27 protein-coding genes are annotated in these 23,410 nt (G+C 64.4%); 17 read left to right on the top strand and 10 right to left on the bottom strand.

What is annotated here, in order from left to right:
- The first annotated feature begins 179 nt into the window (after window positions 1-179).
- From ppk2 to C8N34_RS21335, 5 genes are all read left to right on the top strand, one after another.
- The gene (gene ppk2, locus C8N34_RS21315; RefSeq protein WP_422387675.1) at window positions 180-1,226 is read left to right on the top strand and encodes a polyphosphate kinase 2; all 1,047 of its coding nucleotides are present in this window, start codon (window positions 180-182) and stop codon (window positions 1,224-1,226) included.
- 75 nt (window positions 1,227-1,301) lie between these two features.
- The gene (locus C8N34_RS21320) at window positions 1,302-1,904 is read left to right on the top strand and encodes an SAM-dependent methyltransferase (protein WP_108130428.1); all 603 of its coding nucleotides are present in this window, start codon (window positions 1,302-1,304) and stop codon (window positions 1,902-1,904) included.
- Window positions 1,901-2,551, top strand: a complete 651-nt coding sequence (locus tag C8N34_RS21325) for a DUF1007 family protein (protein WP_108130429.1) — start codon at window positions 1,901-1,903, stop codon at window positions 2,549-2,551. The genes C8N34_RS21320 and C8N34_RS21325 overlap by 4 nt, the downstream gene beginning before the upstream one ends.
- The gene (locus C8N34_RS21330; RefSeq protein WP_108130430.1) at window positions 2,536-3,429 is read left to right on the top strand and encodes a nickel/cobalt transporter; all 894 of its coding nucleotides are present in this window, start codon (window positions 2,536-2,538) and stop codon (window positions 3,427-3,429) included. Before C8N34_RS21325 ends, C8N34_RS21330 begins: the two co-directional genes overlap by 16 nt.
- Before the next feature lie 51 nt (window positions 3,430-3,480).
- A complete protein-coding gene (locus C8N34_RS21335) occupies window positions 3,481-4,836 on the top strand; it encodes an MATE family efflux transporter (protein ID WP_108130431.1) in 1,356 nt (451 codons plus the stop codon).
- Window positions 4,837-4,941: 105 nt separating this feature from the next.
- On the opposite strand, the gene C8N34_RS26015 is transcribed toward C8N34_RS21335, so the two are convergent.
- Genes C8N34_RS26015 through C8N34_RS21350 form a run of 4 tightly spaced genes read right to left on the bottom strand, consistent with a single transcriptional unit; the run spans window position 4,942 to window position 7,672 of the window.
- Window positions 4,942-5,628, bottom strand: a complete 687-nt coding sequence (locus C8N34_RS26015) for a hypothetical protein (RefSeq protein WP_145693674.1) — start codon at window positions 5,626-5,628, stop codon at window positions 4,942-4,944.
- A 40-nt stretch (window positions 5,629-5,668) separates the two neighbouring features.
- Window positions 5,669-6,094, bottom strand: coding sequence for a hypothetical protein (locus tag C8N34_RS21340; RefSeq protein WP_108130432.1), 426 nt, complete (start codon window positions 6,092-6,094; stop codon window positions 5,669-5,671).
- Window position 6,095: 1 nt separating this feature from the next.
- Window positions 6,096-6,461: a bleomycin resistance protein gene (locus C8N34_RS21345; RefSeq protein WP_108130433.1), complete on the bottom strand. Its 366-nt coding sequence runs from the start codon at window positions 6,459-6,461 to the stop codon at window positions 6,096-6,098.
- Between the two features lie 8 nt (window positions 6,462-6,469).
- Window positions 6,470-7,672: a pyridoxal phosphate-dependent aminotransferase gene (locus C8N34_RS21350; RefSeq protein ID WP_108130434.1), complete on the bottom strand. Its 1,203-nt coding sequence runs from the start codon at window positions 7,670-7,672 to the stop codon at window positions 6,470-6,472.
- A gap of 96 nt (window positions 7,673-7,768) precedes the next feature.
- On the opposite strand from C8N34_RS21350, the gene C8N34_RS21355 reads away from it, so the two are divergent.
- The 3 genes from C8N34_RS21355 (at window position 7,769) to C8N34_RS21365 (ending at window position 9,048) form a co-directional block, all read left to right on the top strand.
- Window positions 7,769-8,167, top strand: coding sequence for a helix-turn-helix domain-containing protein (locus tag C8N34_RS21355; protein ID WP_054300949.1), 399 nt, complete (start codon window positions 7,769-7,771; stop codon window positions 8,165-8,167).
- Window positions 8,167-8,442 (top strand): FAD assembly factor SdhE, encoded by a 276-nt coding sequence (locus C8N34_RS21360; RefSeq protein WP_108130435.1) that lies wholly within the window; start codon window positions 8,167-8,169, stop codon window positions 8,440-8,442. The genes C8N34_RS21355 and C8N34_RS21360 overlap by 1 nt, the downstream gene beginning before the upstream one ends.
- 108 nt (window positions 8,443-8,550) lie before the next feature.
- Complete coding sequence (locus C8N34_RS21365) at window positions 8,551-9,048, top strand: MarR family winged helix-turn-helix transcriptional regulator (RefSeq protein WP_054300947.1); 498 nt, start codon at window positions 8,551-8,553, stop codon at window positions 9,046-9,048.
- Here the strand turns inward: C8N34_RS21365 and C8N34_RS21370 are convergent.
- From C8N34_RS21370 to C8N34_RS21380, 3 genes are all read right to left on the bottom strand, one after another.
- Window positions 9,042-11,111, bottom strand: a complete 2,070-nt coding sequence (locus C8N34_RS21370) for a capsular polysaccharide biosynthesis protein (protein WP_108130436.1) — start codon at window positions 11,109-11,111, stop codon at window positions 9,042-9,044. The genes C8N34_RS21365 and C8N34_RS21370 overlap by 7 nt on opposite strands.
- A complete protein-coding gene (locus C8N34_RS21375; RefSeq protein WP_369814573.1) occupies window positions 11,111-12,253 on the bottom strand; it encodes a polysaccharide biosynthesis/export family protein in 1,143 nt (380 codons plus the stop codon). The genes C8N34_RS21370 and C8N34_RS21375 overlap by 1 nt, the downstream gene beginning before the upstream one ends.
- A gap of 101 nt (window positions 12,254-12,354) precedes the next feature.
- Window positions 12,355-13,686: a capsule biosynthesis protein gene (locus C8N34_RS21380; protein ID WP_054300944.1), complete on the bottom strand. Its 1,332-nt coding sequence runs from the start codon at window positions 13,684-13,686 to the stop codon at window positions 12,355-12,357.
- 175 nt (window positions 13,687-13,861) lie between these two features.
- On the opposite strand from C8N34_RS21380, the gene C8N34_RS21385 reads away from it, so the two are divergent.
- From C8N34_RS21385 to C8N34_RS21425, 9 genes are all read left to right on the top strand, one after another.
- Window positions 13,862-14,458: a riboflavin synthase gene (locus C8N34_RS21385; RefSeq protein ID WP_108130437.1), complete on the top strand. Its 597-nt coding sequence runs from the start codon at window positions 13,862-13,864 to the stop codon at window positions 14,456-14,458.
- The gene (locus tag C8N34_RS21390) at window positions 14,449-15,006 is read left to right on the top strand and encodes a hypothetical protein (protein WP_108130438.1); all 558 of its coding nucleotides are present in this window, start codon (window positions 14,449-14,451) and stop codon (window positions 15,004-15,006) included. Before C8N34_RS21385 ends, C8N34_RS21390 begins: the two co-directional genes overlap by 10 nt.
- Window positions 15,007-15,100: 94 nt before the next feature.
- Window positions 15,101-16,204, top strand: a complete 1,104-nt coding sequence (ribB, locus tag C8N34_RS21395; RefSeq protein WP_108130439.1) for a 3,4-dihydroxy-2-butanone-4-phosphate synthase — start codon at window positions 15,101-15,103, stop codon at window positions 16,202-16,204.
- Between the two features lie 3 nt (window positions 16,205-16,207).
- The gene (locus C8N34_RS21400; protein ID WP_108130440.1) at window positions 16,208-16,726 is read left to right on the top strand and encodes a 6,7-dimethyl-8-ribityllumazine synthase; all 519 of its coding nucleotides are present in this window, start codon (window positions 16,208-16,210) and stop codon (window positions 16,724-16,726) included.
- On the top strand, window positions 16,723-17,196 hold the full coding sequence (gene nusB, locus C8N34_RS21405) for a transcription antitermination factor NusB (protein WP_054303785.1): 474 nt from the start codon (window positions 16,723-16,725) through the stop codon (window positions 17,194-17,196). Before C8N34_RS21400 ends, nusB begins: the two co-directional genes overlap by 4 nt.
- 52 nt (window positions 17,197-17,248) lie before the next feature.
- On the top strand, window positions 17,249-17,662 hold the full coding sequence (locus C8N34_RS21410) for an META domain-containing protein (protein ID WP_108130441.1): 414 nt from the start codon (window positions 17,249-17,251) through the stop codon (window positions 17,660-17,662).
- 118 nt (window positions 17,663-17,780) lie between these two features.
- A complete protein-coding gene (locus C8N34_RS21415) occupies window positions 17,781-18,107 on the top strand; it encodes a hypothetical protein (protein WP_108130442.1) in 327 nt (108 codons plus the stop codon).
- Between the two features lie 170 nt (window positions 18,108-18,277).
- Window positions 18,278-19,159 carry a LysR family transcriptional regulator gene (locus C8N34_RS21420; RefSeq protein ID WP_054303782.1) on the top strand — a complete coding sequence of 294 codons (882 nt, stop codon included), beginning with the start codon at window positions 18,278-18,280 and terminating at the stop codon, window positions 19,157-19,159.
- A 210-nt stretch (window positions 19,160-19,369) separates the two neighbouring features.
- Window positions 19,370-20,200, top strand: a complete 831-nt coding sequence (locus C8N34_RS21425) for a DUF481 domain-containing protein (protein ID WP_054303781.1) — start codon at window positions 19,370-19,372, stop codon at window positions 20,198-20,200.
- 119 nt (window positions 20,201-20,319) lie between these two features.
- Here the strand turns inward: C8N34_RS21425 and C8N34_RS21430 are convergent, their stop codons facing one another.
- The 3 genes from C8N34_RS21430 to C8N34_RS21440 all read right to left on the bottom strand — a co-directional run bounded on the left by C8N34_RS21430 (window position 20,320) and on the right by C8N34_RS21440 (window position 23,391).
- On the bottom strand, window positions 20,320-21,645 hold the full coding sequence (locus C8N34_RS21430; protein ID WP_054303780.1) for a TRAP transporter large permease: 1,326 nt from the start codon (window positions 21,643-21,645) through the stop codon (window positions 20,320-20,322).
- Window positions 21,642-22,274: a TRAP transporter small permease gene (locus C8N34_RS21435; protein ID WP_108130443.1), complete on the bottom strand. Its 633-nt coding sequence runs from the start codon at window positions 22,272-22,274 to the stop codon at window positions 21,642-21,644. Before C8N34_RS21435 ends, C8N34_RS21430 begins: the two co-directional genes overlap by 4 nt.
- Before the next feature lie 112 nt (window positions 22,275-22,386).
- A complete protein-coding gene (locus tag C8N34_RS21440; protein WP_054303778.1) occupies window positions 22,387-23,391 on the bottom strand; it encodes a TRAP transporter substrate-binding protein in 1,005 nt (334 codons plus the stop codon).
- Window positions 23,392-23,410 lie beyond the last annotated feature (19 nt).

The following is a 23,410-nucleotide window of genomic DNA, read 5'->3' on the forward strand; positions in this document are numbered from 1 at the left end:
AGGGCGGCAGGTCTGGGGCTTGCCGCCCTTTCTGTTTCGGCCTGGCGGTTCGGATCGTTACAATCTCGTTGCAAAACTGTCACTTTCCCCGCTCTGCTGCGCCGGATTGACGCGGATCAATGTGCCCGCTTGTGCGGTCGGAAAAGGTGCCCCGAACGCATGTAACAAGGGAGCCCCGTATGGAAGACGCAGCCAAGATCGCCGACCCCGCCGCCGTGCCCGTCGCGCCGATTGCCGCGCCCGCGGCCACCGATGGCCCGCCCGAACTGCCGCCCGCCGCCACCCCTGCCGTGGCCCATGGTCCGCGCCAGTTTCCCCGCGCCGATCAGGATGCGATCCGCGAGGCGTTTGAATCCGGCCGCTACCCTTATTCCCGGCTGATGGGGCGCGGGCCCTATGAAAAAGAGAAGGCGCTGTTGCAGGCCGAGCTGCTGAAGGTGCAGATCTGGGCGCAGGAGACCGGGCAGAAGTTCGTGGTGCTGATGGAGGGCCGTGATGCGGCGGGGAAGGGCGGCACGATCAAGCGGTTCATGGAACATCTGAACCCACGCTATGCCCGTGTCGTGGCCCTGACCAAGCCTTCGGACAAGGAAAAGGGCGAATGGTTCTTCCAGCGCTACATCCAGCATCTGCCGACCGCCGGGGAAATCGTGTTTTACGACCGCAGCTGGTATAACCGCGCCGGGGTCGAACGGGTGATGGGCTTCTGTAGCCCCTCGGAATACCTCGAATTCATGCGCCAGGTGCCGGAACTGGAGCGGATGCTGGTGCGCTCGGGTATCCGGCTTTACAAGTACTGGTTCTCGGTCACACGCGAGGAACAGCACCGCCGCTTTACCGCGCGCGAGACCGATCCGCTGAAGATGTGGAAACTGTCGCCCATCGACAAGGCGAGCCTCGACAAATGGGATGATTATACCGAGGCGAAAGAGGCGATGTTCTTCTACACCGATACCGCCGATGCGCCCTGGACCATCGTGAAGTCGAACGACAAGAAACGCGCGCGGCTGAACTGCATGCGCCATTTCCTGTCGACCATCGACTATCCGGGCAAGGATGCTTCGGTCATCGGCACGCCCGATCCGCTGATCGTGGGGCGGGCCAGTCAGGTGATTGGCGGGGCGGGGCATATCCTCGATACCGCGCTGCCGCCGGATTTCCGCAAGGCGTTTGATGCCGGCAAGACGCCCGCCACCGCGCGGGCGCAGGAAGCCGCCCAGGCCTGACCGCAGCGTGCCGCGCCTCTTGCCGGGGCGCGGCTTCGGCCTTACCCCGGTGGGGACAGGATCGGAGGGCGCGCCATGTGGGATGAACGATATTCGGCAGAGGGCTATCTGTTCGGCACCGAACCGGCAGCCTTTCTGCCGCGCGAGGCCGGGGTCATGCCGCAGGGCGCAAGGGTTCTGTGCCTTGCCGATGGCGAGGGGCGCAATTCGGTCTGGCTGGCAGGGCGGGGCCATCGCGTGACGGCGATGGAGCAAAGCCCTGTCGCGCTGGAAAAGGCACGCGCGCTGGCCGAAGCGCGGGGGGTGACGGTCGATTTCCGCCAGTCGGGGATCGAGGGCTGGGACTGGTCGCAGCCCTTTGATGTGGTGGTCGGCATCTTCATCCAGTTCGCCCCTCCGCCCCTGCGTGCCCGTATCCATCAGGGCATCGCACAGGCGGTGGTGCCGGGGGGCCTTGTGCTGTTGCACGGCTACGCGCCCCGTCAGGTCGGCTATGGCACCGGCGGACCGTCCGATCCCGCCAACATGTACCGGCTGGAGGATCTGCGCACCGATTTCGCGGGCTGGGAGGTGCTGCGGGCCGGGGATTACGATGCCGAGATTTCCGAGGGGCGCGGCCATTCCGGCCGCTCTGCCCTTGTCGATTTCATCGCCCGTAAGCCGGAGCAGTCGGCATGAGGGCTGTCGCACTTGCCATTGCCATAAGCCTGCCGCTTCCGGCGCTGGCGCATCCGCATGTCTGGATCGACACCGGGGTCGAGGTTCTGTTTGATGCCGGGGGACGGGCCGAGGCGCTGCGCATCACCTGGGTCTATGACGATTTCTATTCCATGGTGCTGGTCGAGGAACGCGGGCTGGACGCCGATCATGACGGCAATGCCACGGCGGCCGAAACCGCCGCCCTTCAGGGGTTCGACATGAACTGGGATACCGGCTTCAGTGGCGACACCTACCTGTTGTCGGGGGAAACCCCGGTGCCTCTGGGGCCGCCCGAAGACTGGACGGCGAAATTCGAGGGCGGGCGGCTGACCTCCACGCATCTGCGCCGGATCGACCCGGCCTTGCCGCTGGAACAACCGCTGCGGGTGCAGGCCTATGACCCGAGCTTTTATAACGCCTATACGATTGCCCTGCCGCCGACCTTTACGCCCGCGCTGCCACAAGGTTGCAAGGCCGAAGTGCTGGCCCCAGATGCCACGGCGGCAAATGAGCAGCTTCTGGCGGCTCTGGCTGAATATGGCGCTGATCAGGATGTGGAGGCTGATTTCCCGGCGGTGGGCGCCAATTTCGCCGATGAGCTGGTGGTGACATGCGGCGCGGAGTGATCCTGTTCGCGGCCCTTCTGGCGCTGGGCCTGCTGGCGCTGTGGGCGGGCGGTGGTTTCACCGCGCTGCGGCTCTGGGCGCTGGCCGGCGCGCGTGAGGTGCAGCAGCAGATGGCGGGCGCGGTGCGCGGCATCGCCACCGGGGCGCCCGGCGCGCTGGCGGGGTTGCTGGCGGTCTGTTTCGCCTATGGGTTCTTCCATGCGGCGGGGCCGGGGCATGGGAAAATGCTGATCGGCAGCTATGGCATGGCGCGGCGCGTCTCGCTGATCTGGCTGGCGGCACTGGCGCTGGTGTCGAGCCTTGCGCAGGCCACGGTCGCCGTCGTGCTGCTCTATGCGCTGATGGTGGGCCTTGGCTGGGCGCGGACGCAGATTGAAGGCGTGACCGAGACCGTTCTGGCGCCGGTCAGCCATGCGATGATCCTCGGCATCGGGCTGTGGCTCGTCTGGCGCGGCGTGGCACATTGGCGGGGGCAGGCGCATCCCCATCACGATCATCATCATTCCCACGGTCCCGATTGCGGCTGCGGCCATGCCCATGGCCCGACCCCGGAACAGGTGGCGCAGATTTCCGGCTGGCGCGATGCCGCCGCGCTGGTGGCGGGGATCGCCTTGCGGCCCTGTTCCGGGGCGCTGTTCCTGCTGGTGCTGAGCTGGCAGATGGGCATTGCCGCCGCCGGGGTGGCCGGGGTCTATGCCATGGGCATCGGCACGGCCACGGTGACGGTAGCTGTCGCCGCCTCGGCCTACTTCCTGCGCGAGGGCGCTTTCGAGGGGCTTTCAGGCGGCAGGCTGGCCCGCGCGGTGCCGATGATCGAGATCGCGGTGGGCCTTGTGGTCGCCATCGTCTCGGCCGGGTTGCTGACATCCGCCCTCTGACTAAAATTGCGGCATCTTGCCGCGGCCTTGACCAGTTGGTAAAGCGAAGGCATGATCCGGCTCCTTTCCCCCATAACGCATCTGCGTGCCCTGCTGGCGCTTGGCCTGCCGCTGGTCGGCAGCCACCTGGCGCAGATGCTGCTCCATGTGGTCGATACTGTCATCGTCGGCTGGTATGGCGTGGCCGAACTGGCGGCGGTAGTCATCGGCGGGTCATGCTTCTTCGTCGTCTTCGTTCTGGGTGCAGGCTTTGCACAGGCCGTCATGCCGATGGTGGCGCAGGCGTTGGGCCGCGGCGACGAGACCGAGGTGCGCCGGGCTACCCGCATGGGGCTCTGGCTGTCCATCGGTTGCGGCCTCATCGCCTATCCGCTGTTCTGGTGGGCCGAGCCGATCCTGCTGGCCGCCGGGCAAAAGCCCGAGGTGGCGGCGCTGGCGCGGGATTTCCTGCGCATCGCCGGGCTTGGTCTTGCCCCCGCACTGCTGGTGATGACGCTGAAAAGCTATCTTGCCGCACTGGAGCGCACGCAAGTCGTGCTCTGGCTGACGCTGGGCGCGGTCTTCGTGAATGGGGCGCTGTGCTATGCGCTGGTCTTTGGCCATTGGGGCGCGCCTGAGTTGGGCGTGCGCGGCGCCGGTCTTGCCTCGGCGCTGGTGCAGCTTCTGACCAGTGCCGCGCTGGCGCTTTACGCGGGCTGGCTGCCCGAACTGCGGCGCTTTCACCTGTTCCAGCGCTTCTGGCGGCCGGACTGGCACGCCATGGGTCTGGTGTTCCGCCTTGGCTGGCCCATCGGGCTGACCGGGCTGGCCGAAAGCGGGCTGTTTCAGGCAACGGCGCTGATGATGGGCTGGATCGGCACCGTGCAACTGGCGGCGCATGGCATCGCCATGCAGGTGACGGCGCTGGGGTTCATGCTGCATCTGGGCCTGTCGAATGCGGCCACCGTGCGCACCGGCCGCTTCGCCGGGGCGGGCGACTGGGGCAACCTGCGGCGTGGTGCGCTGGTGGCCATCGCCATTTCCGCCACTGTCGGGCTGGCACAGGTGGCGCTGTATCTCAGCTACCCCGAACCCATCGTCGGCTTGTTCATCGACCACGCCAACCCCGAGGCGGCCGAGATCATCGCCTTCGGCAGCCTGCTGCTGGCCTTCGCAGCGGCGTTCCAGCTTGCCGATGCGGCACAGGTTCTGGCGCTGGGATTTCTGCGCGGTGTGCATGATACCCGCGTGCCGATGTGGATCGCCAGCTTCGCCTATTGGGCAGTGGGGATTCCGACCTCATGGTTCCTCGCCTTCCGGGCGGGGCTGGGAGGCACCGGCCTGTGGCTCGGGCTGGTCATCGGCCTGTTGATCGCCTCAGCCCTGCTGATGTGGCGCTTCTGGAGCCGCGTGCCCCGTCCGGTGTGAATGCGATTGTGTTGCATTTCAGAACTGAGCGGCTGGCCAGCGTCACCTGCACTGTTGGTTTGCAGGCTCCGGGCGAGGGAGAAAATTGAGACCCAGAGTGAACGGTCACTTCAGTTGTTGAAGAAATGCTTCGGCAGCGGCCAATTCCTGCCTCGATAGATCCTTGCTAATCTGTGCTGTGGAGAAAATTGCGTTTGGGTGCGCGCGGAAGACATCGGTGGCGGGCGCCCATCGTCCCCACCTATGAATGACAAGAAATCGCTCTCCTCTGTTGACTAAGGGTAATACTGATTGGATGAGCCAGTTTCGGTGAAACTTTGCTGAAGGGAGAATTCTAGTTAGTTCTTTAACTCTTTTTGCATCGCCATTGACGGAGCGATACGCCACACCGTTGACGAGCGCAGCCGCGCCGGACATGAGAAAACGTGTATAATTCCGGGAACGATAGTATGGTGCGACTGTCCTGGCGGACAAATCAAGTCGCTGAGGGAATGCCAAAGCTTCACGAAATTCCTCATGTGCCAGTGCATCGGGAAATTCAGTAGGCGTTGTTCGCATGTCGAACCCGCCATTATTATCAAGTATGATTATTGGCGCGTTCAGAATATCGCCAATGTATGCTGGCGGAGGAAAATCGAGATTGAAGCCGTGCTCGCCGAACCTACCAAAGGTCGTGGCATCATCCGGATGCACCGATCCCTTCAGCTTCCGCCAATAATCGACAATAGCCTGCAACATGTTCAAATGATGCAGGGCAAAGCATATCAGGTCAACGACCACTTTGCCCGCCATACGCGCAGTTCCGCAATAGCCAGTCCTATCGCCTTCAGGCTCACTCCTCGGCCGCTTCCTCGCCTGCGGCTTTCAGCAGGCGTTCGGCCTTCTTGCGCACCAGAACCGACCGCAGGTCGTGCATCGCCAGCAGCAGGGAGTCGGTCACCTCGTCCAGTTGTGCGTCACTGGCTTTCGATTGCACCCATTGCGTCGTGATGTTCATGTAGTCCACGGCGCGGTGGATGTCGTCGATGTCGCGGCGTGCCAGCAGGGCGCTGCGCCCGGCCATCCAGTCGCGGATCACCTGCATCTCGGCATCCGAAAGCTTGCGGTCGCCATGCGGCTTCACATTGCCGTTCTTGATGTTGATGGTGGCGATTTCATCCATGTCGATGCGGCGCTGCCGGTTCTCGGTATCGACCTTGAACACCACGGCGCCGTTTTCGCGGATGCGGAAATAATAGTCCGGCAGGTCGCCCGCCATGTCAGCCCCCATTTCCCATGCAGCGCAGCAGCGAGCCATCCGCATCCACCAGCGCGAACATGCGCGGCGCTTCGCCGGGCTGGAAGAAGCCGGTCAGCCGCGGGATGGCGCGATGATCACCGGGCAGACCTGCCGCCTGCCATTCGGTGTGCAGCGTGTCCACGTCATCGACCCGGATGCAGGCGGAAAACCAGCTTTCGCCGGGGACCAGATCGGGATGCGGAAAGAACTCCAGTTCCAGCACGCCGCGTTTGAGGATCATCCAGCCCTCGTCCCGCCACTGACGGGTGAACCCCAGCCGCGCATAGAAGGCTTCGGTCGCGCCGAAGTCGCGGCTGGGCAGGTTGGCGGTGATCCGGTCGGCCATGCGGTTCCTTACTTCAGCCCTTCGCAGAAGGTCTTGATCCGGGTGCAGGCCTCGCGCAAAGCCTCGTCCGAGGTAGCGTAGCTGACGCGGAAGTTGGGCGAAAGCCCGAAGGCCGCGCCAAAGACCACGGCGACGCCGGTTTCTTCCAGCAGGGCAGTGGCGAAAGCCTCGTCATCCACGATATGCGCGCCGCCCGCGCTGGTCTTTCCGATGCAGCCCGCGATGTCGGGATAGACATAGAAGGCACCCTCGGGCTTCGGGCAGGTGATGCCGGGGCAGGTGTTCAGCATCGAGACCACCAGATCGCGGCGGCGCTGGAACAGCACCTTGTTATCCGTCAGGAACTCCTGCGGCCCGGTCAGCCCCTCCAGCGCGGCATACTGGCTGACCGAACAGGGGTTCGAGGTCGATTGCGACTGCACCTTGGCCATGGCCTTGATGAGCTCCACCGGGCCACCGGCATAGCCGATGCGCCAGCCGGTCATCGCATAGGCCTTGGAGACGCCGTTGCAGGTCAGCGTGCGGTCGTAAAGGCCGGGTTCGATCTGCGCCGGGGTGACGAAGGTGAAATCGTCGAACACCAGATGTTCATACATGTCGTCCGACATGATCCAGACCTGCGGATGGCGCATCAGCACATCGGTCAGCGCTTTCAGCTCGTCATGGCTGTAGCCCGCCCCGGTGGGGTTGGAGGGCGAATTGAAGATGAACCATTTGGTTTTCGGCGTGATTGCCGCCTCAAGCTGGGCGGGAGTGATCTTGAAATCATTCTCCAGCGTCGCCACCACCGGAACCGGCGTGCCGCCCGCCAGCAGCACCATGTCGGGGTAGCTGACCCAGTAGGGCGCGGGAATGATGACCTCGTCGCCCGGATTGCAGGTGGCAATCAGCGCATTGTAGAGGATCTGCTTGCCGCCGGTGCCCACGGTGATCTGGTTCGGCGCGTATTTCAGGCCGTTCTCCCGTTCGAACTTGGCGCAGATCGCCTTCTTCAGCTCGGGGATGCCATCGACGGCGGTGTATTTGGTCTTGCCCTCGTCGATGGCGCGCTTGGCCGCGTCCTTGATGTTCTGCGGCGTGTCGAAATCCGGCTCGCCCGCGCCAAGGCCGATCACATCGCGGCCCGCCGCCTTCAGTTCCGCCGCCTTGGTGGTGACCGCGATGGTGGGCGAGGGTTTCACGCGGGCAAGGGTGTCGGACAGGAAGGCCATGACAGGAATCCGGGCTGAAGGGTTGGATTTGTTGCCGCTTTCTCTTAGGGTGCGCCCCCCGGTCTATCAAGCGCTATCAGAAGAAGGAGAGGCAAGATGACGGAAACCGATACCCAGGGCTGGTTCAGCGAGGAAACCGCGACCTTCGGCGACCGCGTGACAGGCGCGCGCGAGGGCGCGGGCATGACGCAGGACGAGCTTGCCAAACGGCTTGGTGTGAAGCTGAAAACCGTGCAGGCATGGGAAAACGACATGCTGGAGCCGCGCGCCAACCGGCTTCAGATGATGGCGGGGATGCTGAATGTCTCGCTGGTCTGGCTGCTGACGGGTGAGGGCGAGGGGCCGGACGGTCCGGCGCCGGAGCGCAGCGCCGCAACCGAAACGCGCCGCGCGCTGGCCGAACTGGCCCGCATCCGTGCGCAGGCCCTTGCCCTTGCGCGCGATCTCGGCCAGATGGAGCGCAGGATGAAAGCCCTGATGGAAGTGAGCGCCTGATGAGGGAAACGGCCGAAGCCCGTCTGAAGCGGATGCAGATGCGCAGCTGGCGCCGCGGCACCAAGGAAATGGACCTGGTGCTTGGCCCCTATGCCGAGGTGCATCTGGCGGCGATGGATGCCGACACGCTGGATCTTTACGACGCGCTTCTGGCCGAGAATGATCAGGATCTGCTGCCCTGGGTTCTGGGGCAGCAACCCGCGCCGGAGCGTTTTGCCGCGCTGATCGGCCATATCGGTGATTACGCCCGCCGCAGGCTGCAACCAGGCCGCTGAGCCACGCCGGCGAAAACGCCTAAAATTGCGCCGGTTATCCGCGGCAATTTACGCGATCTTTCCTTTTTCTGCCGAATCTCCACCCAGATCAGACAGGTGGAGACAGGGATGACGGTTCATCAACAGGTGCTGGACGGCTCGCATCGGGCCTTCATGCTGGGCTATCTGGAAAACCTTGCGCTGATCGAACGGCTTCACCGCCTGCTGCTGGATGTGGTGAAGGATGAATTCGAACGGCTGGGGATACTGGAAATCAACCCGGTGCAGGCTTTGCTGCTGTTCAACATCGGCGACAACGAGGTGACGGCGGGTGAGCTGAAATCGCGCGGCTATTATCAGGGGTCGAACGTCAGCTACAATCTGAAGAAGCTGGTGGAACTGGGGTACATGCACCACCAGAGGTCGGAAATCGACCGCCGCTCGGTGCGGGTGCGACTGACCGAAAAGGGGCGGCGTGTGCGTGGCCAATTGCATGACCTGTTCTCGCGCCATGCCGAGGGTCTGGAAAAACGCGGTGTGCTCAGCCCCGCGATGGTCGAGGATGCGAACCAGTCGCTGAAGCGAATGGAACGCTACTGGACCGATCAGATCCGCTATATCTACTGACGCCAGATCCAGGCGTGGCTGGCCAGCATCCCCTGTGCCTTGGCGATGAGGCGGTTCAGCGGCCCCTGATGCGGGATTGTGCCCTGTGCCAGCCGGTCCACCGCGACCTCGGGCGGGCAGGGGCGGCGGGTCAGCGGGTCGTGATAGCGTGGATAGGCGATCAGCGCGGCATGGGCGATCTGGTCCAGCGACGGGCGCGGCAGAGGGTGGCCATCGGGCGCACGGCGTCGGCGTTCGGGCACCGGACCAAGGTCACGGGTCAGGCCCCAGCCTGCATAAAACGGCGCACCGAGGCAGGTGACAGGTTTGTCGCGCAGCAGCGCCTCGAAGCCCAGAAGCGAGGTCATCGTCCAGACCTCGGCACAGGCCTCGATCAGCGCCACCGGATCGGCGCGATCGGCAATCACATCGGCCAGACCCTCGGCACGCAGCAGATCGGGCGGCACCGCACCGGGGCGCAGGCCCGCCTCGACATCCGGGTGGGGTTTGTAGACAATCACCGCGCCGGGATGCGCCGCGCGCACGGCCCGAAGAAGCGCCAGATTGGTGCAGACCTCGCCCGCGCCAAGGCAGATCGAGGCATCATCCTCCACCTGTCCGGGCACGAGGATGCGATGGCCCTCGGGCAGGTCGGGCAGCGCGCCGCCAAGGTTGTATTTCGTCACGCGAAGGCCGATCAGCCGCGTTCGCAGTGCCTCGGCCCGGCGCAGCCCGCCGGGCGGCGGGGTCGTTGCGATCAGCCGCTCCAGCCTGCTGGGCCGCGTCGGGTCGTAATAGATGCCCAGATCATCGGTCACGAGGCTCAGCGGTGGCACCAGTTCCGCACCCAGCCCGCGGGAGCGCAGAAATCCATCCTCCACCCGTCGCATCACAGGCGCGGCCAGCCCCTCTGGTTCTTTCCCGGCCCAGATCAGCAGGCCCGCGCCGCGCCGCCGTGCCAGATCGGCAGCCTTCGCGGGCGGGTCACGAAAGCTCAGCCGCCCGTGCCCGCCGAAGAAGCCGCGCAGCGGCCCGCGTTTCCACAGCCGCATGCCGGTTGCTATATGCCCGGCCCGATCCTCGCGGAAGGCGCGCACCTCGGCCTCCAGCTGGTCCACCGCCTCTTCGAACCCGCACAGCCGGTCCCGGCAGGGATCATACCAGAGCGGGGCAAGGATCATCGCGCCCGCGAACATCTGTGCGGGCGTCAGGCGGCGGCCCCGCCCTGGCACAGGCTGTTCATCCCGTGTCAGCCCCCAACCCGCATAGAAGGGCTGGCCGAAGACGCGCGGCCGGTGCCCGGCCCAGATCGCCTCCATCCCCAGTTGCGACGACACGGTATAGACCGCGATGGCCCCATCCAGCAGATCATGCGGCGAGACCGGATCGGCGCAAATCTGCACGCGATCCGACAGCGCCTCGGGGCCGTAATGGCCGGGCCGCAGCCCCGCCAGGGTCTCGGGGTGGGTCTTGATCAGGATGCGCGCGCCGGGGTTTTCATCCAGCGCGGCGGCCAGCATGTCCTGGAATGTCTGCGCCGTGGCGCCGCCCCAGCGGACCGAGGCATCGCCCAGCGTCTGATCCACCACCAGCACATAACCCGGCGCGGGGGGCGGCACGGCGGGATCGTGCAGGTTGTATTTGGACAGATGCAAGGCCCGCAGCCGCCCGATCCCGTCGCGCGCGCGTTGCAACAGCGCGGCATCGTCCAGCGGGTCGCGGGCGAGGATCGTTTCCAGCCGCGAGGGCGCGCTGGCATCGAAATGCACGCCTATCCCGTCGATCATCAGCCCCAGCGGCGGATCACCCGCGCGTCCCGGCCGCAAGGAGCGCAGGAAGGGATCTTCCAGCCGCACCAGTGGCACGCCACGCCGCGCGGCCACCGCCTCGCCCCGCGCGGCATAAGGCGACCGGCCCCAGACCACCACGCCATCCGCGGGGCCAGGCAGGCCCAGCCGCAACTCGTGCCCGGCCAGCGCAAGGATGCGGCGCAGCTGCGGCTGGCGCAGAAAGCCCGCGTTGTAAAAGAACAGCCGCCGGGGAAGCCCCCCGGCGGCCGGTGTTTCTGCGGTTTGCAGCGGCATCAGTTTCCGGATGTGCTGCTGTTGGCGAGGCTGCTGGCCGCATTGGCGGTGCCGGTGATCGCATTGATCGTTTTCGACCATTGCGTGAACGGCGCCTCGGTGACGTAAAGCGTGTCGCCATCGCGGATCAGGAAATCACGCGCCTCGAACATGCCGGTGGGCTGCGTCAGATCCAGCACATAGACCATGCGCTGATCACCGCGCAGATCCTTGCGGCCCAGCACCTGATTGGCAATCTCGGCCGGTTCGTTGCGGAAGACGAATACCCCGGTGGGATCGGCCAGGGTGGTGGCAAGGCCGCCCACGGTAGCGATGGCCTCGATCGCCGAAAGCGTCTGGGTTTCAAACGGCACAAGGCTTTGCGCCCCGGTTGCGCCAAGGGCGGTGAAGGCACGCTGGTCGCGTTCCACCACGATCTTGTCGCCGCCGCGCAGCGCGATATCCAGTGCCGGGTTCTCGTTCAGATCCTGAAGCCAGACCTTGCCGGTCTGGGTGCCGCGCGTCACGCGGACCACGGCGACCGCCGGTTCGATGGCCACGCCGCCTGCCTTGGCGATCATCGCGGAAAGCGTGCGGGTGGGGCGTTCGATGGGGAAGACGCCCTGCCCGCCGACCGCGCCGGAGACCGAGACCGTCTGGCCGTCGCCCGCCAGCCGCTGCACGGTGACCTGCGGATCGGGGGTCTGGCTGTCCAGCTTGCGGGTGATCGCCTGACGCAGCCCGTCGGGCGTCTGGCCGCCCGCCTTGATCTTGCCGGCATAGGGCACGAAGATATAGCCCTGACCGTCGACCTGAACCTGATCAAGCACCGAAACCCGCTGGCCGGTATTGCCCAGCAGCGGATCATCCTTGACGTTTTCAAAGATCGTCAGCGTCAGCACATCGCCCGCATTGATCGTATCGGAACCAACGGTCCCGGCCTTGCGGAACGCATCGCTGAACCCGTAGGCGGGCATGACGGAAGTGGCACGGGTCACGCGGCTGTTCACGGTCACGACGAAGGCATCACCCTTCTTCATCACGGAACCCGCAAAAATCTCGCGTTTGTTGGGACCGGAACGGGGGAGCCCGCATCCACTGACCATCCCTACAACCGCAGCAAGGCCAACAAGCGTGGCCCTCCGGGTGGTATTCACTTTCACTGCTCGGGCTCCTTTATGGATTATGCCTCAAGTTTTTTCCTGCAACCCTAGCCAAGGGGTTGAAAAAACGCCAGCCTCTCGTGCCGTGCGGCGAAAATACGTCAGTTGACAAGCCGTAACTGTTGCCGAGGTGCCGCGTTTCCCGATGTCAGCGCATCATAGGGGTCTTCCGGCGACAGCATCATGTCGACCACCTGACGCAGCAGGACACGCCGCCCGCGAGCGGAATAGAAGCCGCCGGGCACCTGGCTGGTTTCCAGCAGGTAACGCCGGTAGTCGCGATAGGCGCGGCTGTCGGGGCGGATGGGCTGTCGGAAGAAATCGCTGAGGCTCTGGGTCGAAACGAATTCCGGCTTGGCATAGACCGCAGCGCCGAAGGTCTTGAGTGGCAGGCCACGCCAAAGCGCCTGCTGCGCGGCGGTGGAGTTCACCGTGACCGCGCTGCGGGCGTGGTTCAGCAACAGCGCCAGCTTGCCGCCGCGCACGAAATGCACGCGATCCTGCACGCCATGTTCCCGCGCCAGATCACGGATGGCACGGGCGACGGGCACACGGCCATCTTCCAGCGGATGCGCCTTGAACACCAGATGATGATGCGGCGGCGCGCCACGGGCGAAACCCTCGATCACCACTTGCAGGAATTCGGTCATGGTGCGGAAGGGCGAGTGCATCTGGAAGCTGGAGTCATGTTCCAGCTGCAAAAGCACCAGATGATAGGGAAATCCGCCATGCCGGATGCGCAGCGTCGCCAGCCTGCGCTCTGCGGCATGCAGCGGCAAGAGCGCCAGACGCTTGCAGTAAAGCCAGAACTCCTGCCGCACGGTCAGGGCGCGATGCGGGCGGTAGCCGCGATATTGCCAGACGCCCGTCATCACGAACCAGTGGTAAAGCGCGCCGTAGAACATGTGCTGGCGCATGTCGCCCCAGTGTGCCGGGGCATCGGGCAGGTCGGTGTCTGATTGTGCCAATGCGGCCTGCATCTGGTGCAGGCTCAGGTCCATCAGCCGCGAGTTGCCGTTGGACCCGCCGCGTTCATAGGTCACCCAATGCGGGCGCAGATAGCCTTCCTCGAACACATGCACGGTCAGGCCGCGTGCACGCGCAAGCTTCACTGCCTCGGCATGGATGGACCTTGTATCGCCGTAAAGCACGATATCGGTGATCGCATGATCGTCCAGCAGGGTGCCAAAGGTCGCAGGCCAGTCGGCAGCAGGGCCGCGATAGGGGATGAAGCTGTCACGGTCGGGCCAGAACGCCTGGTCGCCCCGGTTGAAGCCCACGCGCCAGACCTGTGCACCAGCGGCGCGCAGCATCCGTCCCAGCCGGTGAAACCAGGGCCCGTGTGGTCCCTGAAGAAAGAGGAACCGCCGCCCCTCGCCGGTCAGGGCAGGGGCTGCGCCCTCGCTTCCCGTGATCCGTCTGCCTGTCACCATGTCCACTCGTCCGTTTTTCCTGCCTTAGCACGGCAGGGCCAGGGATGAAGGGGAAATCCCGCAAATTCTTGACCATTCTGCCAAAAAGCGCGGCGGTTTTGTGACGATCAGGTGGCCACCCTTGCGCGCTTGCCGCCAGAGGGCTAGGCATCGGGAAACGGCAAGGAGAGACGCGATGTTCACAGGGATCGTCACCGATATCGGCAAGGTGCTGGAGCTGGAGCAGAAGGGCGACCTGCGCGCAAGGATCGGTACGTCCTATGACGTGGCCGGGATCGACCTTGGCGCCTCGATCGCCTGCAACGGGGTCTGCCTGACCGTGATCGCACTGGGGCGCGCGCCGCAGAACTGGTTTGACGTGCAGATCAGCGCCGAAAGCGTCAGCAAGACCAATATCGGGGGCTGGGCTGAAGGAACGCGGCTCAATCTTGAACGCGCGCTGAAGGTGGGGGACGAGTTGGGCGGCCATATCGTCTCGGGCCATGTCGATGGCGTGGCCGAGGTGGTGGCGATCCGCCCCGAGGGCGACAGCCTGCGCGTGACCTTCCGCGCGCCGGAGACGCTGGCGAAGTTCATCGCGCCGAAAGGGTCTGTCGCGCTGAACGGCACGTCGCTGACGGTGAACGAGGTCGAGGGCTGCGATTTCGGCATCAACTTCATTCCGCATACCCAGGCGGTGACGACCTGGAACGAGGTGGCGGTGGGCCAGAAGATCAACCTCGAGGTCGATACCATGGCCCGCTATGTGGCGCGGCTGCGCGAATGGGCGTGACGCCGGATCGTCCGTTACCCGGCATCGGCCATAATGGCGGGCCCGAGACCAATGGCCTGTCGTGGCGGCGCCATTGCTGGCGTTCGGCGCGCGCGGCGCTGGTGCCGCATCTGCCCATCGAAATCGTGCGCGGCCGGGTGCGCCGCGCCAGGGAACTCGGTCTGGATTACAAAACCTATGCCAGCGTGCGTGCCGCGACCGGGCATGACGTTGTGGCCTTCCTGTTTTCCTCCAACGCGCTGCGGGTGCCGGGGGCAGATGCGGGGCTGGGCAGGATCGGGCAGGCGGGGCGTATCGGCCTTGCGGTGGCGCCACTGACGCCTGCCGCGCTGTCTGCCGCGCAGCCGCTGCTGGAGGCCAGCCACGCGGCGCCCCGGCCTTGGGGCCGCTTTGGCGAAATCCGCGCGGCGCTGCGGGCTGCCCATGCCGGCCATCCGGCCGAGGGCGTGGTGCTGGTGGGCGATGCGCCGTTCGAACCGGAATGGGTGGTGGCCGGACGGCTGGGCTATTACCTTCCGGCCGCGCGCATCTTCGCGCAGGGTCTTTGACGCAGGTCTTTGACTCTGTGCCCGTGACTGTGCACTCTGGCAATCGCCGGGGCGCTGCGGTAATGGCAGGGGAACACCTTCCCGGAGACGTGCCATGACCGGACACAAGACCGACTTTTCCGACGCCATTTCCTCGACCGAGGAGATCATTGAAGACGCCCGCAAGGGCCGCATGTTCATTCTCGTGGACCATGAGGACCGCGAGAACGAGGGCGATCTGGTGATCCCGGCCGAGATGTGTGACGCGGCTGCGGTGAATTTCATGGCGACGCACGGGCGCGGGCTGATCTGCCTCACGCTCTCCAGCGCGCGGATCGACCAGCTTGGCCTGCCGCTGATGGCGTCGAAAAACTCGTCGCGCCACGAAACCGCCTTCACCGTCTCGATCGAGGCGCGCGAAGGGGTGGAAACCGGGATTTCCGCCGCCGACCGCGCCCGCACCATCGCGGTGGCCATCGACGACAAGGCCGGTCCGCAGGATATTGCGACGCCCGGCCATATCTTTCCGCTGCGCGCCCGTGACGGCGGCGTGCTGGTGCGCGCCGGTCATACCGAAGCCGCGACCGATGTGTCGCGTCTCGCCGGGCTGAAGCCCGCCGGGGTGATCTGCGAGATCATGAATGACGACGGCACCATGGCGCGGCTGCCCGATCTGGTGCAGTTCGCGCAGCGTCACGGCCTGAAGATCGGCACGATTTCCGACCTGATCGCCTATCGCCGCCGCCACGACAATCTGGTGAAAGAGGCGTCCGTCCGCCGCGTGACCTCGGTTCACGGTGGCGAATGGGTCATGCGCATCTTCTCGGATGTGGCTCAGGGGGCTGAACATGTGGTGCTGACCAAGGGCGATATCGCGGCGCCCGGTCCGGTGCTGGTGCGGATGCATGCGCTGGATCCGCTGGCCGATGTGCTGGGGATCGGCGGCGTCGAAACGGCGGGCGAGTTGTCGGGGGCGATGAAAGTCATCGCGTCCGAGGGGCGCGGCGTGGTCGTGCTGCTGCGCGACACTTCGATGAAACTGGTGGAGGCGGGCGAGGCCTCGCCGCAGACGCTGCGGCAATACGGGCTGGGCGCGCAGATCCTCGCCGCGCTGGGGCTGACCGAAATCACGCTGGTCACCAACCATCAGGCGCCCAAGGTCGTGGGGCTGGATGCCTATGGCCTGTCGATCTCCGGCACCCGCGCGATCAAGGAGTGACCCATGGCCGCCAATGAACAGCATTACACGCTGCCGCTGCCGCAGTTCGACAAGCCGGTGAAGCTCCTGATCGTCGTGGCGCCCTATTACAAGGACATCGCCGACAATCTGGTGGCGGGGGCGCAGGCCATGGCTGCCGCCTGCGGTGCGGAATCCGAAGTGATCGAGGTGCCTGGCGCGCTGGAAATCCCCTCGGCCATCGCGCTGGCGGAGCGGCTTTCGAATTACGACGGCTATGTCGGTCTGGGCTGTGTGATCCGGGGTGAGACCACGCATTACGATACGGTCTGCAACGATTCCAGCCGCGGCATCACGCTGCTGGGCCTGCAAGGCGCCTGCATCGGTAACGGCATTCTGACGGTGGAAAACCGCGAACAGGCCGTGGTTCGCGCCGATCCGGCCGGACAGAACAAGGGGGGCGGGGCCGCCGCTGCCGCGCTGCATCTGATCGCCCATGCCCGTCGCTGGGCCGGAGCCCGCAAGGGCATCGGTTTCCGCGCCGAAGGGGGGCATCTGGCATGAGCGGCAAACCCGATGGCAAGCTGAAACGCTCCGCCGCGCGCTTCTTTGCGGTGCAGGCGCTGTTCCAGATGGAAACCTCGTCCCAGACCGTCGAGCGTGTGGTGCGCGAATTCGAGGCCTTCCGGTTTGGTGAAGTCTTCGAGGACGGCACCGAAATGGCGGAGGGCGATCTGACCCATTTCCGCAAGATCGTCAGCGAGGCCGTGAACTGGCAGGCCAAAATTGACCAGATGACCGACCGGGCGCTGGTGGCGAAATGGCCGATTGACCGCATCGACCCGGTGCTGCGCGCACTGTTCCGCGCGGCGGGGGCCGAACTTGTGGCGATGGATACGCCGCCCAAGGTGGTGATCAACGAATTCGTCGAGGTGGCGAAGGCGTTTTTCCCCGAAGGCAAGGAACCGAAGTTCGTTAACGCGGTTCTGGATCATATGGCGCGTGAGGAAAAGCCACAGGCTTTTTCCGCCTGATCCGCCAAGGATCGTCCGGCGCCCTGCGTCGGAAGGGGAAAGGAGACCTGTGATGTTGAAACCACTTGCCACGCTTTCCCTCGTTTTTCTCGCCGCCTGTCTGCCGGGCGGCGAACCGTCCGCCTCGCAGCCCGTGCCGACCGAAGCCGAACTGGCCCGTATCTGGCGGCTGGAGCGCCTGAATGGCCAGACCTTCGCCGAACGGGCCACGCTGGATCTGACCGACCCCGCCCGCGCCACGGGGCAGGCGCCCTGCAACCGCTGGTTCGCGGCGCGCGAAGGGCAGTTGCCCGCCTTCCGCTTCGGCATGTTTGGAGCGACCCGCATGGCCTGCCCGGCGCTGGAAGCCGAGTCGCGCTATCTGGCTGCGATGGCAGAGGTCGATGCCGCGAGCCTGCGGGACGGGCGGCTGATCCTGACCGGGCCGGACGGGCTGAAACTGGAATTCCTTCCGCAAACGCCCTGAGTTTCGGCAAATTGCCGCCAGCGCCCTGTTCCGCGCAATAAAATGCTGCACCTGCGACGGTTTGGCGCTGGTGCCCCGCGACAGGAGTGTTAGGGTCAGGGTGACAGGAGGATTCGTCATGCCCAAGCTTGTCCGGCTCTATATCGTCAATGTGGCCATTGGCTATGCGCTCGCCGCCGTTTTCGTGGCGCTGCTCGTGTGGTTCAACATCGGCAATCTGGGCCATCTGGTGCTGGAAACCGAAATGGGCTGGTTGGCGGGTCTGATGCTGTTCGTGAGCAACGGGGTCATTTTCGCAGGTGCCCAGTTCGCGATTGCCGTGATGCGCCAGGCGCAGGATGACGAAGGTCCGCGCGGCGGCACCAGGGCGCCGGTCGTGCGCCGTGAACTGATCCCCGTGCAGGTCGAGGCGCGTGCCGCCAAGCCCGGTTTTCCGCACCGCTGAAAATCCTGCCGCGCGGGAACCGACCGCGATAACGGGATGTTACAGCAGGGAGGCCCGCGCGTCACGAAGTGAGCGGGACCGGCTGGAAATCTCTTTGCATTAATTCCCCCTGCACTTGGAACCTGCGCTGCCGCATGTTCCTTTCCACTGGGACCAGTGGAGAATGTGCAATGGATATGCAGCTGCTTCGGACCTTCCTTGAAGTGATAGACACCGGCGCTTTTGCCTCTGCGGCCGAGCGGCTGCATGTAACGCAATCGGCGGTCTCGCTGCGGGTGCAGCGGCTGGAAGACCAGCTTGGCCGCCCGCTGTTCCTGCGGCACAAGACCGGGGTTGAACCCACCCCGGCGGGGCGGGAGTTCCGCCGCCATGCCTGGTCAATCCTGAAAAGCTGGGATCAGGCGCGCCGCCAGGTCGGCGCGATGGAGGCGGAACCCGCCAGCCTGACCATAGGTGCCGAAGCCGCGCTGTGGCCGCGGCTGGGGTTTCGCTGGCTCGACGGGCTGAAGACCGCCTTGCCCGAGGCGACGCTGCGGGCCGAGTTGGGCGGGGGGGAGACGATCCTGCGCCGGATGGCCGAAGGCGAGATGCATGTGGGGCTGAGCTTCACCCCCATCGCGCGCACCGGACTGCGCTGCGAGCCCTTGCTGGAGGACCAGCTTGTTCTGGTCGCTCCGACAGAGGATTGCCAGATTGAGGACATAAGCAAATATTATATCCTCGCGGACTGGGGCCCGGATTTCCTGCGCTTCCATGAAACCGCGCTGCCGGAACTGCCGATCCCGAATTTCCAGCTTTCCCTGGGCACGCTGGTTGGCAGCTACATCCGGTCGCGCCCTTTCGCGGCCTATCTGCCTGCACGCTATGTGAAGCCATTCCTGGATGCCGGACAACTGCATCTTGTGGAAGACGCGCCGAATTTCACGCTGGAATCCTGGGTGATCTGGCGTTCTGACCTGGAAACAGAGCTTGCCGATGTTGCGGAATCGACACTGAAAGCGGTGGTCGCCCGTCTGGATGAAGAGGTGAACGACCTTCTGGATGACCTCTGACCGGCGCCGGAGCGTCGCTAAATCCCCTCCGAGGCTGAATATTTGGCCTCGGGGCTGACGACCGGAGGTTTCAAGGGGGAAGGAGACGAGTAATTCTTGAGGCTGACCCGAGTTTTCTTAATATTGTCCAGATAAATCAAAGGATTAGATGTCCATTCGTGAGCGGCGGAAGTGCGATGCACCCGCTCTTGTTAGTGAAAGGATATCAAGATGACCACGATCTGGAAAAATGTTGCAGTCTCGGCTCTGGCGCTGATGATCGCGGCTCCGGCCATGGCGCAGACTGATCTGACTGGTACGCGTGACCTGAATGACCGTATCGACGATATCGACGAGGCCGTGGCCGAGGATATGGCGCGCGCCGAAGATGCGGCCCGTTTCTCGAACCCGGAATTCCGTCAGGGTTTCTCGGGCTCGGCCTCGCTGGGCTACTCGGGCAAGACCGGCAACAATGAAAGCCAGGAATTCACTGCCGGCGCCCGGATGCGCTACGCCTCGGGTCCCTGGGTGCAGAACATCGGCGTCGCGCTGGATTTCGCGGATGATGATGGCGTGAAGACCAAGGAAGATGTGTTCGCGGTCTATGACGCGAACTACTACTTCAACGACAGCTTCTATGCCTTCGTTCTGGGCCGGGTGGAAACCGATGGCCTGGCCGCGACCGCAGGGGACGTGAAGACGGACGCTTTCCTCGGCTTCGGTCCGGGCTACCGCGTGGTCAACACCCCGGACATGACCTGGCGCGTTCAGGCCGGTATCGGCGTGAGCTATCTGAAGGATGGTCTGGACAACAGCGAAACCGAAACCGGCTACATCGCCTCGTCGCGGTTCTTCTACAAGTTCAACGAGAACGTGTTCGCGACCAACGATACGGACATCCTGTATTCGGATACCGCACTGCGGATCAACAACGACCTCGGCGTGAACTTCAAGATGACCGACAAGTTCGCGACCCGCGTCAGCTATCTGACCGAATACAACGACAGCCGTGCGATCCGCACCGACAACAAGCTGGGCGTGTCGCTGGTGATGGGCTTCTGAGCCCATCCCGACCACGGATCTTTCATCGAACTTCAGGGGCAGGGCAACCTGCCCCCTTTTTCATGCGTGCGGTGCAGGGCACCGAATGAAAAGGCCGGGCGCAGGGCCCGGCCTTTCCGTCAGTTCATGCCCAGCATTCTGGGGAAGGCGAGCGAGACCTCGGGTATGTAGGTCACGATCATCAGGAACAGCAGCGCCGTGACCAGCCAGGGGAAGGTGGCGCGCGTCACCTCGGTCAACCCCAGCCGGGATATGGCAGAACCGACGTAAAGGTTCAGGCCCACAGGCGGCGTGCAGAGGCCGATTTCCATGTTCACCACCAGCATGATTCCGAAGTGCACCGGATCGACCCCCAGCTTCACAGCCACCGGATAGAGGATCGGCGCCATGATCAGCACGATGGCCGAAGGCTCCATCACCATGCCGATGAACAGGAGCATGACGTTGACCATCAGAAGGAAGCCGATCTTGCCGAGGCCAAGGCTGACGATCCAGTCCGACAGCGCCTGCGGGATCTGCTCCGACGTCAGGATGAAGGCGAACATCACGGCATTGGTGATGATGTAAAGCAGCATCGCCGACATCGCGGCCGAGGACAGCAGCACCTTCGGCACTTCGGTCAGCTTGATGTCCTTGTAGACAAAGACCGCCACGATGAAGGCATAAACGGCGCTGACGGCGGCGGCCTCGGTCGGCGTGAAGATGCCGCCATAGATGCCGCCCATGATGATGACGATCAACATGAGGCCCCAGACGCTTTCGCGGAAGGCGTTCAGCCGTTCGCGCATCGAGGCGCGGGGCATGCGCGGATAGCCATTCTTCCAGGCGCGGAAGATCGTCGTGCCGCCCAGCATCGCCGCCAGCATCAGGCCCGGCACCACACCCGCCATGAACAGCGTGCCGATGGAGGCCGACAGCACGGGTTGCCCGTCAGCGCCGGTGACGACCATGCCCGAGGTGGCGACCGAATACATCACCATCACGATGGAGGGCGGGATCAGGATGCCAAGCCCGCCTGCGGTGGCAATGGTGCCCACGCCGAACTGCGGCGGGTAGCCCTGTTTCACCATGGCCGGGATCAGGATGGAACCCACCGCCATCACCGTCGCGGGCGAGGAGCCCGAGATGGCGGCAAACAGCGCGCAGGCCAGAACCGAGGCCAGACCCATGCCGCCATACCAGTGCCCGACCATCGAGGTGGCAAAGCGGATCATCCGCCGCGCGACCCCGCCATGGGTGAGGAAGTTGCCGGCAAGGATGAAGAACGGGATCGCCATGATCTCGAACTTCTCGATCCCGGTGAACAGCTTCAGCGCGATGGAATCCATCGGGATTTCGGTAAAGCCGAACAGGAAGGTGAAGACGGTCAGACCCAGCGCGATGGAGACCGGCATCCCCGTGACCAGCAGCAGCGCGAGGATGAGGAAGATGATGAGCGCGGTCATGCGTGGCCTCCCTTGGCCAGATCGTCGGCCTCGTCCTCAAGCCCGTCCACGGCGCCATGGTCGTGATGGGCGATGTAGCCGGTGGTCAGATACAGATACAAAGCCTGTATGAAGCGGAAGCACATCAGGGCCGAGCCAAGCGGCACCGCCAGGTAGATCAGCCACATCTTGATTTCGAGATCGGGCGAGGTCTGGCCACCGTGATAGACGTGGTAGACGAAATCCGTGCCGATCCACGAGATGATCGCGGTGAACAGGATGCCGCCCGACATGGCGATGATGGTGATGAGCTTGCGGGTATTGCCCTCGAGCCGCTCGACAAGGATGTCGACGCCGACATGGATGCCCTGCCGCACGCCATAGGCGGCGCCGAACTTGGCCATCCAGACGAACAGGTAGATACAGGCTTCCTGGGCCCAAGTCAGCTTGATCGAATTGATGGCCTTGAAGGCCGAACGGCCGAAGGATTGCAGCCAGGCCATATCGGCAGATCGGCCCCAGGCGACAAGATCGGCGGCAAAGCCGATGGAAAAGCGGTGAACGACCGCCACGAAGATCAGCGTCACGGCCGCAGCCATGAGAAGCGAGATGAGGATTTCTTCGAAGCGGTCGAGGATGCGCAGGATCATGGCGAACCTCGTTGGGGTAAGCGGCGGCCCCGGTCCGGGCGGCGGCTGTGAAAAGGGGGGCACGCGGTGGTGCCCCCGCAGGTGGTGGACCCGGTCTCTGGGGAAGGCCGGATCAGTTGGTGCCGAGCGCAGTATAGACCTGCTGGATCAGATCGGCGCCGATACGGTCTGCCATCTGCTCATGCACGGGTTTCAGCGCGGCCACCCATTCGGCGCGTTCTTCGTCCGTCAGCTCGTGGAACTCGGTGGTTCCGGCGGCTTTCATCGCTTCCAGCGCCTTGTCGTTCTCTTCCTTGGCGATCGAATTGGCATAGACGGTCGCCTCGGCCATGGCCTTGTCGAGATTGGCGCGCACATCTTCCGGCAGGCCATCCCAGAAAGCCTTGTTCACGATGACAGCATAGCCCAGATAGCCGTGGTTCGACAGCGTCGCGTGCTTCTGAACCTCGTTCATCTTCTGGGTATACATGTTCGACGGCGGGTTCTCGGTGCCGTCGACAACGCCGGTTTGCAGCGCCTGATAGACCTCGGAGAAGGCCATGACCTGCGGCACGGCCCCCAGCGCCTGCATTTCGGCCTCAAGGATCTTCGAGGACTGGATGCGCATTTTCAGGCCGAGGAAATCATCGGGCACATGCAGCGGCGAGTTGGCCGACATGATCTTGAAACCGTTGTCCCAGTAGGCAAGGCCGGTGATGCCCTTGTCCTGCAGCTTGGCCAGCAGGCCCTTGCCGACCTCGCCATCGGTGATCTTGCGCAGATCGTCATAGCTGCCCATGAGGAAGGGCAGGTCGAACAGCTCGAACTGCTGCACGCCCAGCGGGCCGAATTTCGCCAGCGACGGGGCGAGCATCTGAACGGCGCCCAGTTGCAGCGCCTCCAGCTCTTCCTTGTCCTTGTAAAGCTGGCTGTTCGGGTAAACTTCGACCTTCACCGCACCGTTGGTATAGGCCTCGGCCAGTTCCTTGAACTTCTCGGCGCCCTTGCCCTTGGGAGTGTCGGGGGCGACGACGTGGCTGAACTTGATGACGATGGGTTCGGCCAGCGCGGGCAGCGCGGTCGAAAGCGCGATGACGGCGGCACCCGCAAGGCGGGCGAGGCTGCGACGTGTCAGCATGGGAATCTCCTCCGTGTTC

The organism is Gemmobacter caeni (assembly GCF_003054195.1).
Lineage (GTDB): Bacteria > Pseudomonadota > Alphaproteobacteria > Rhodobacterales > Rhodobacteraceae > Gemmobacter > Gemmobacter caeni.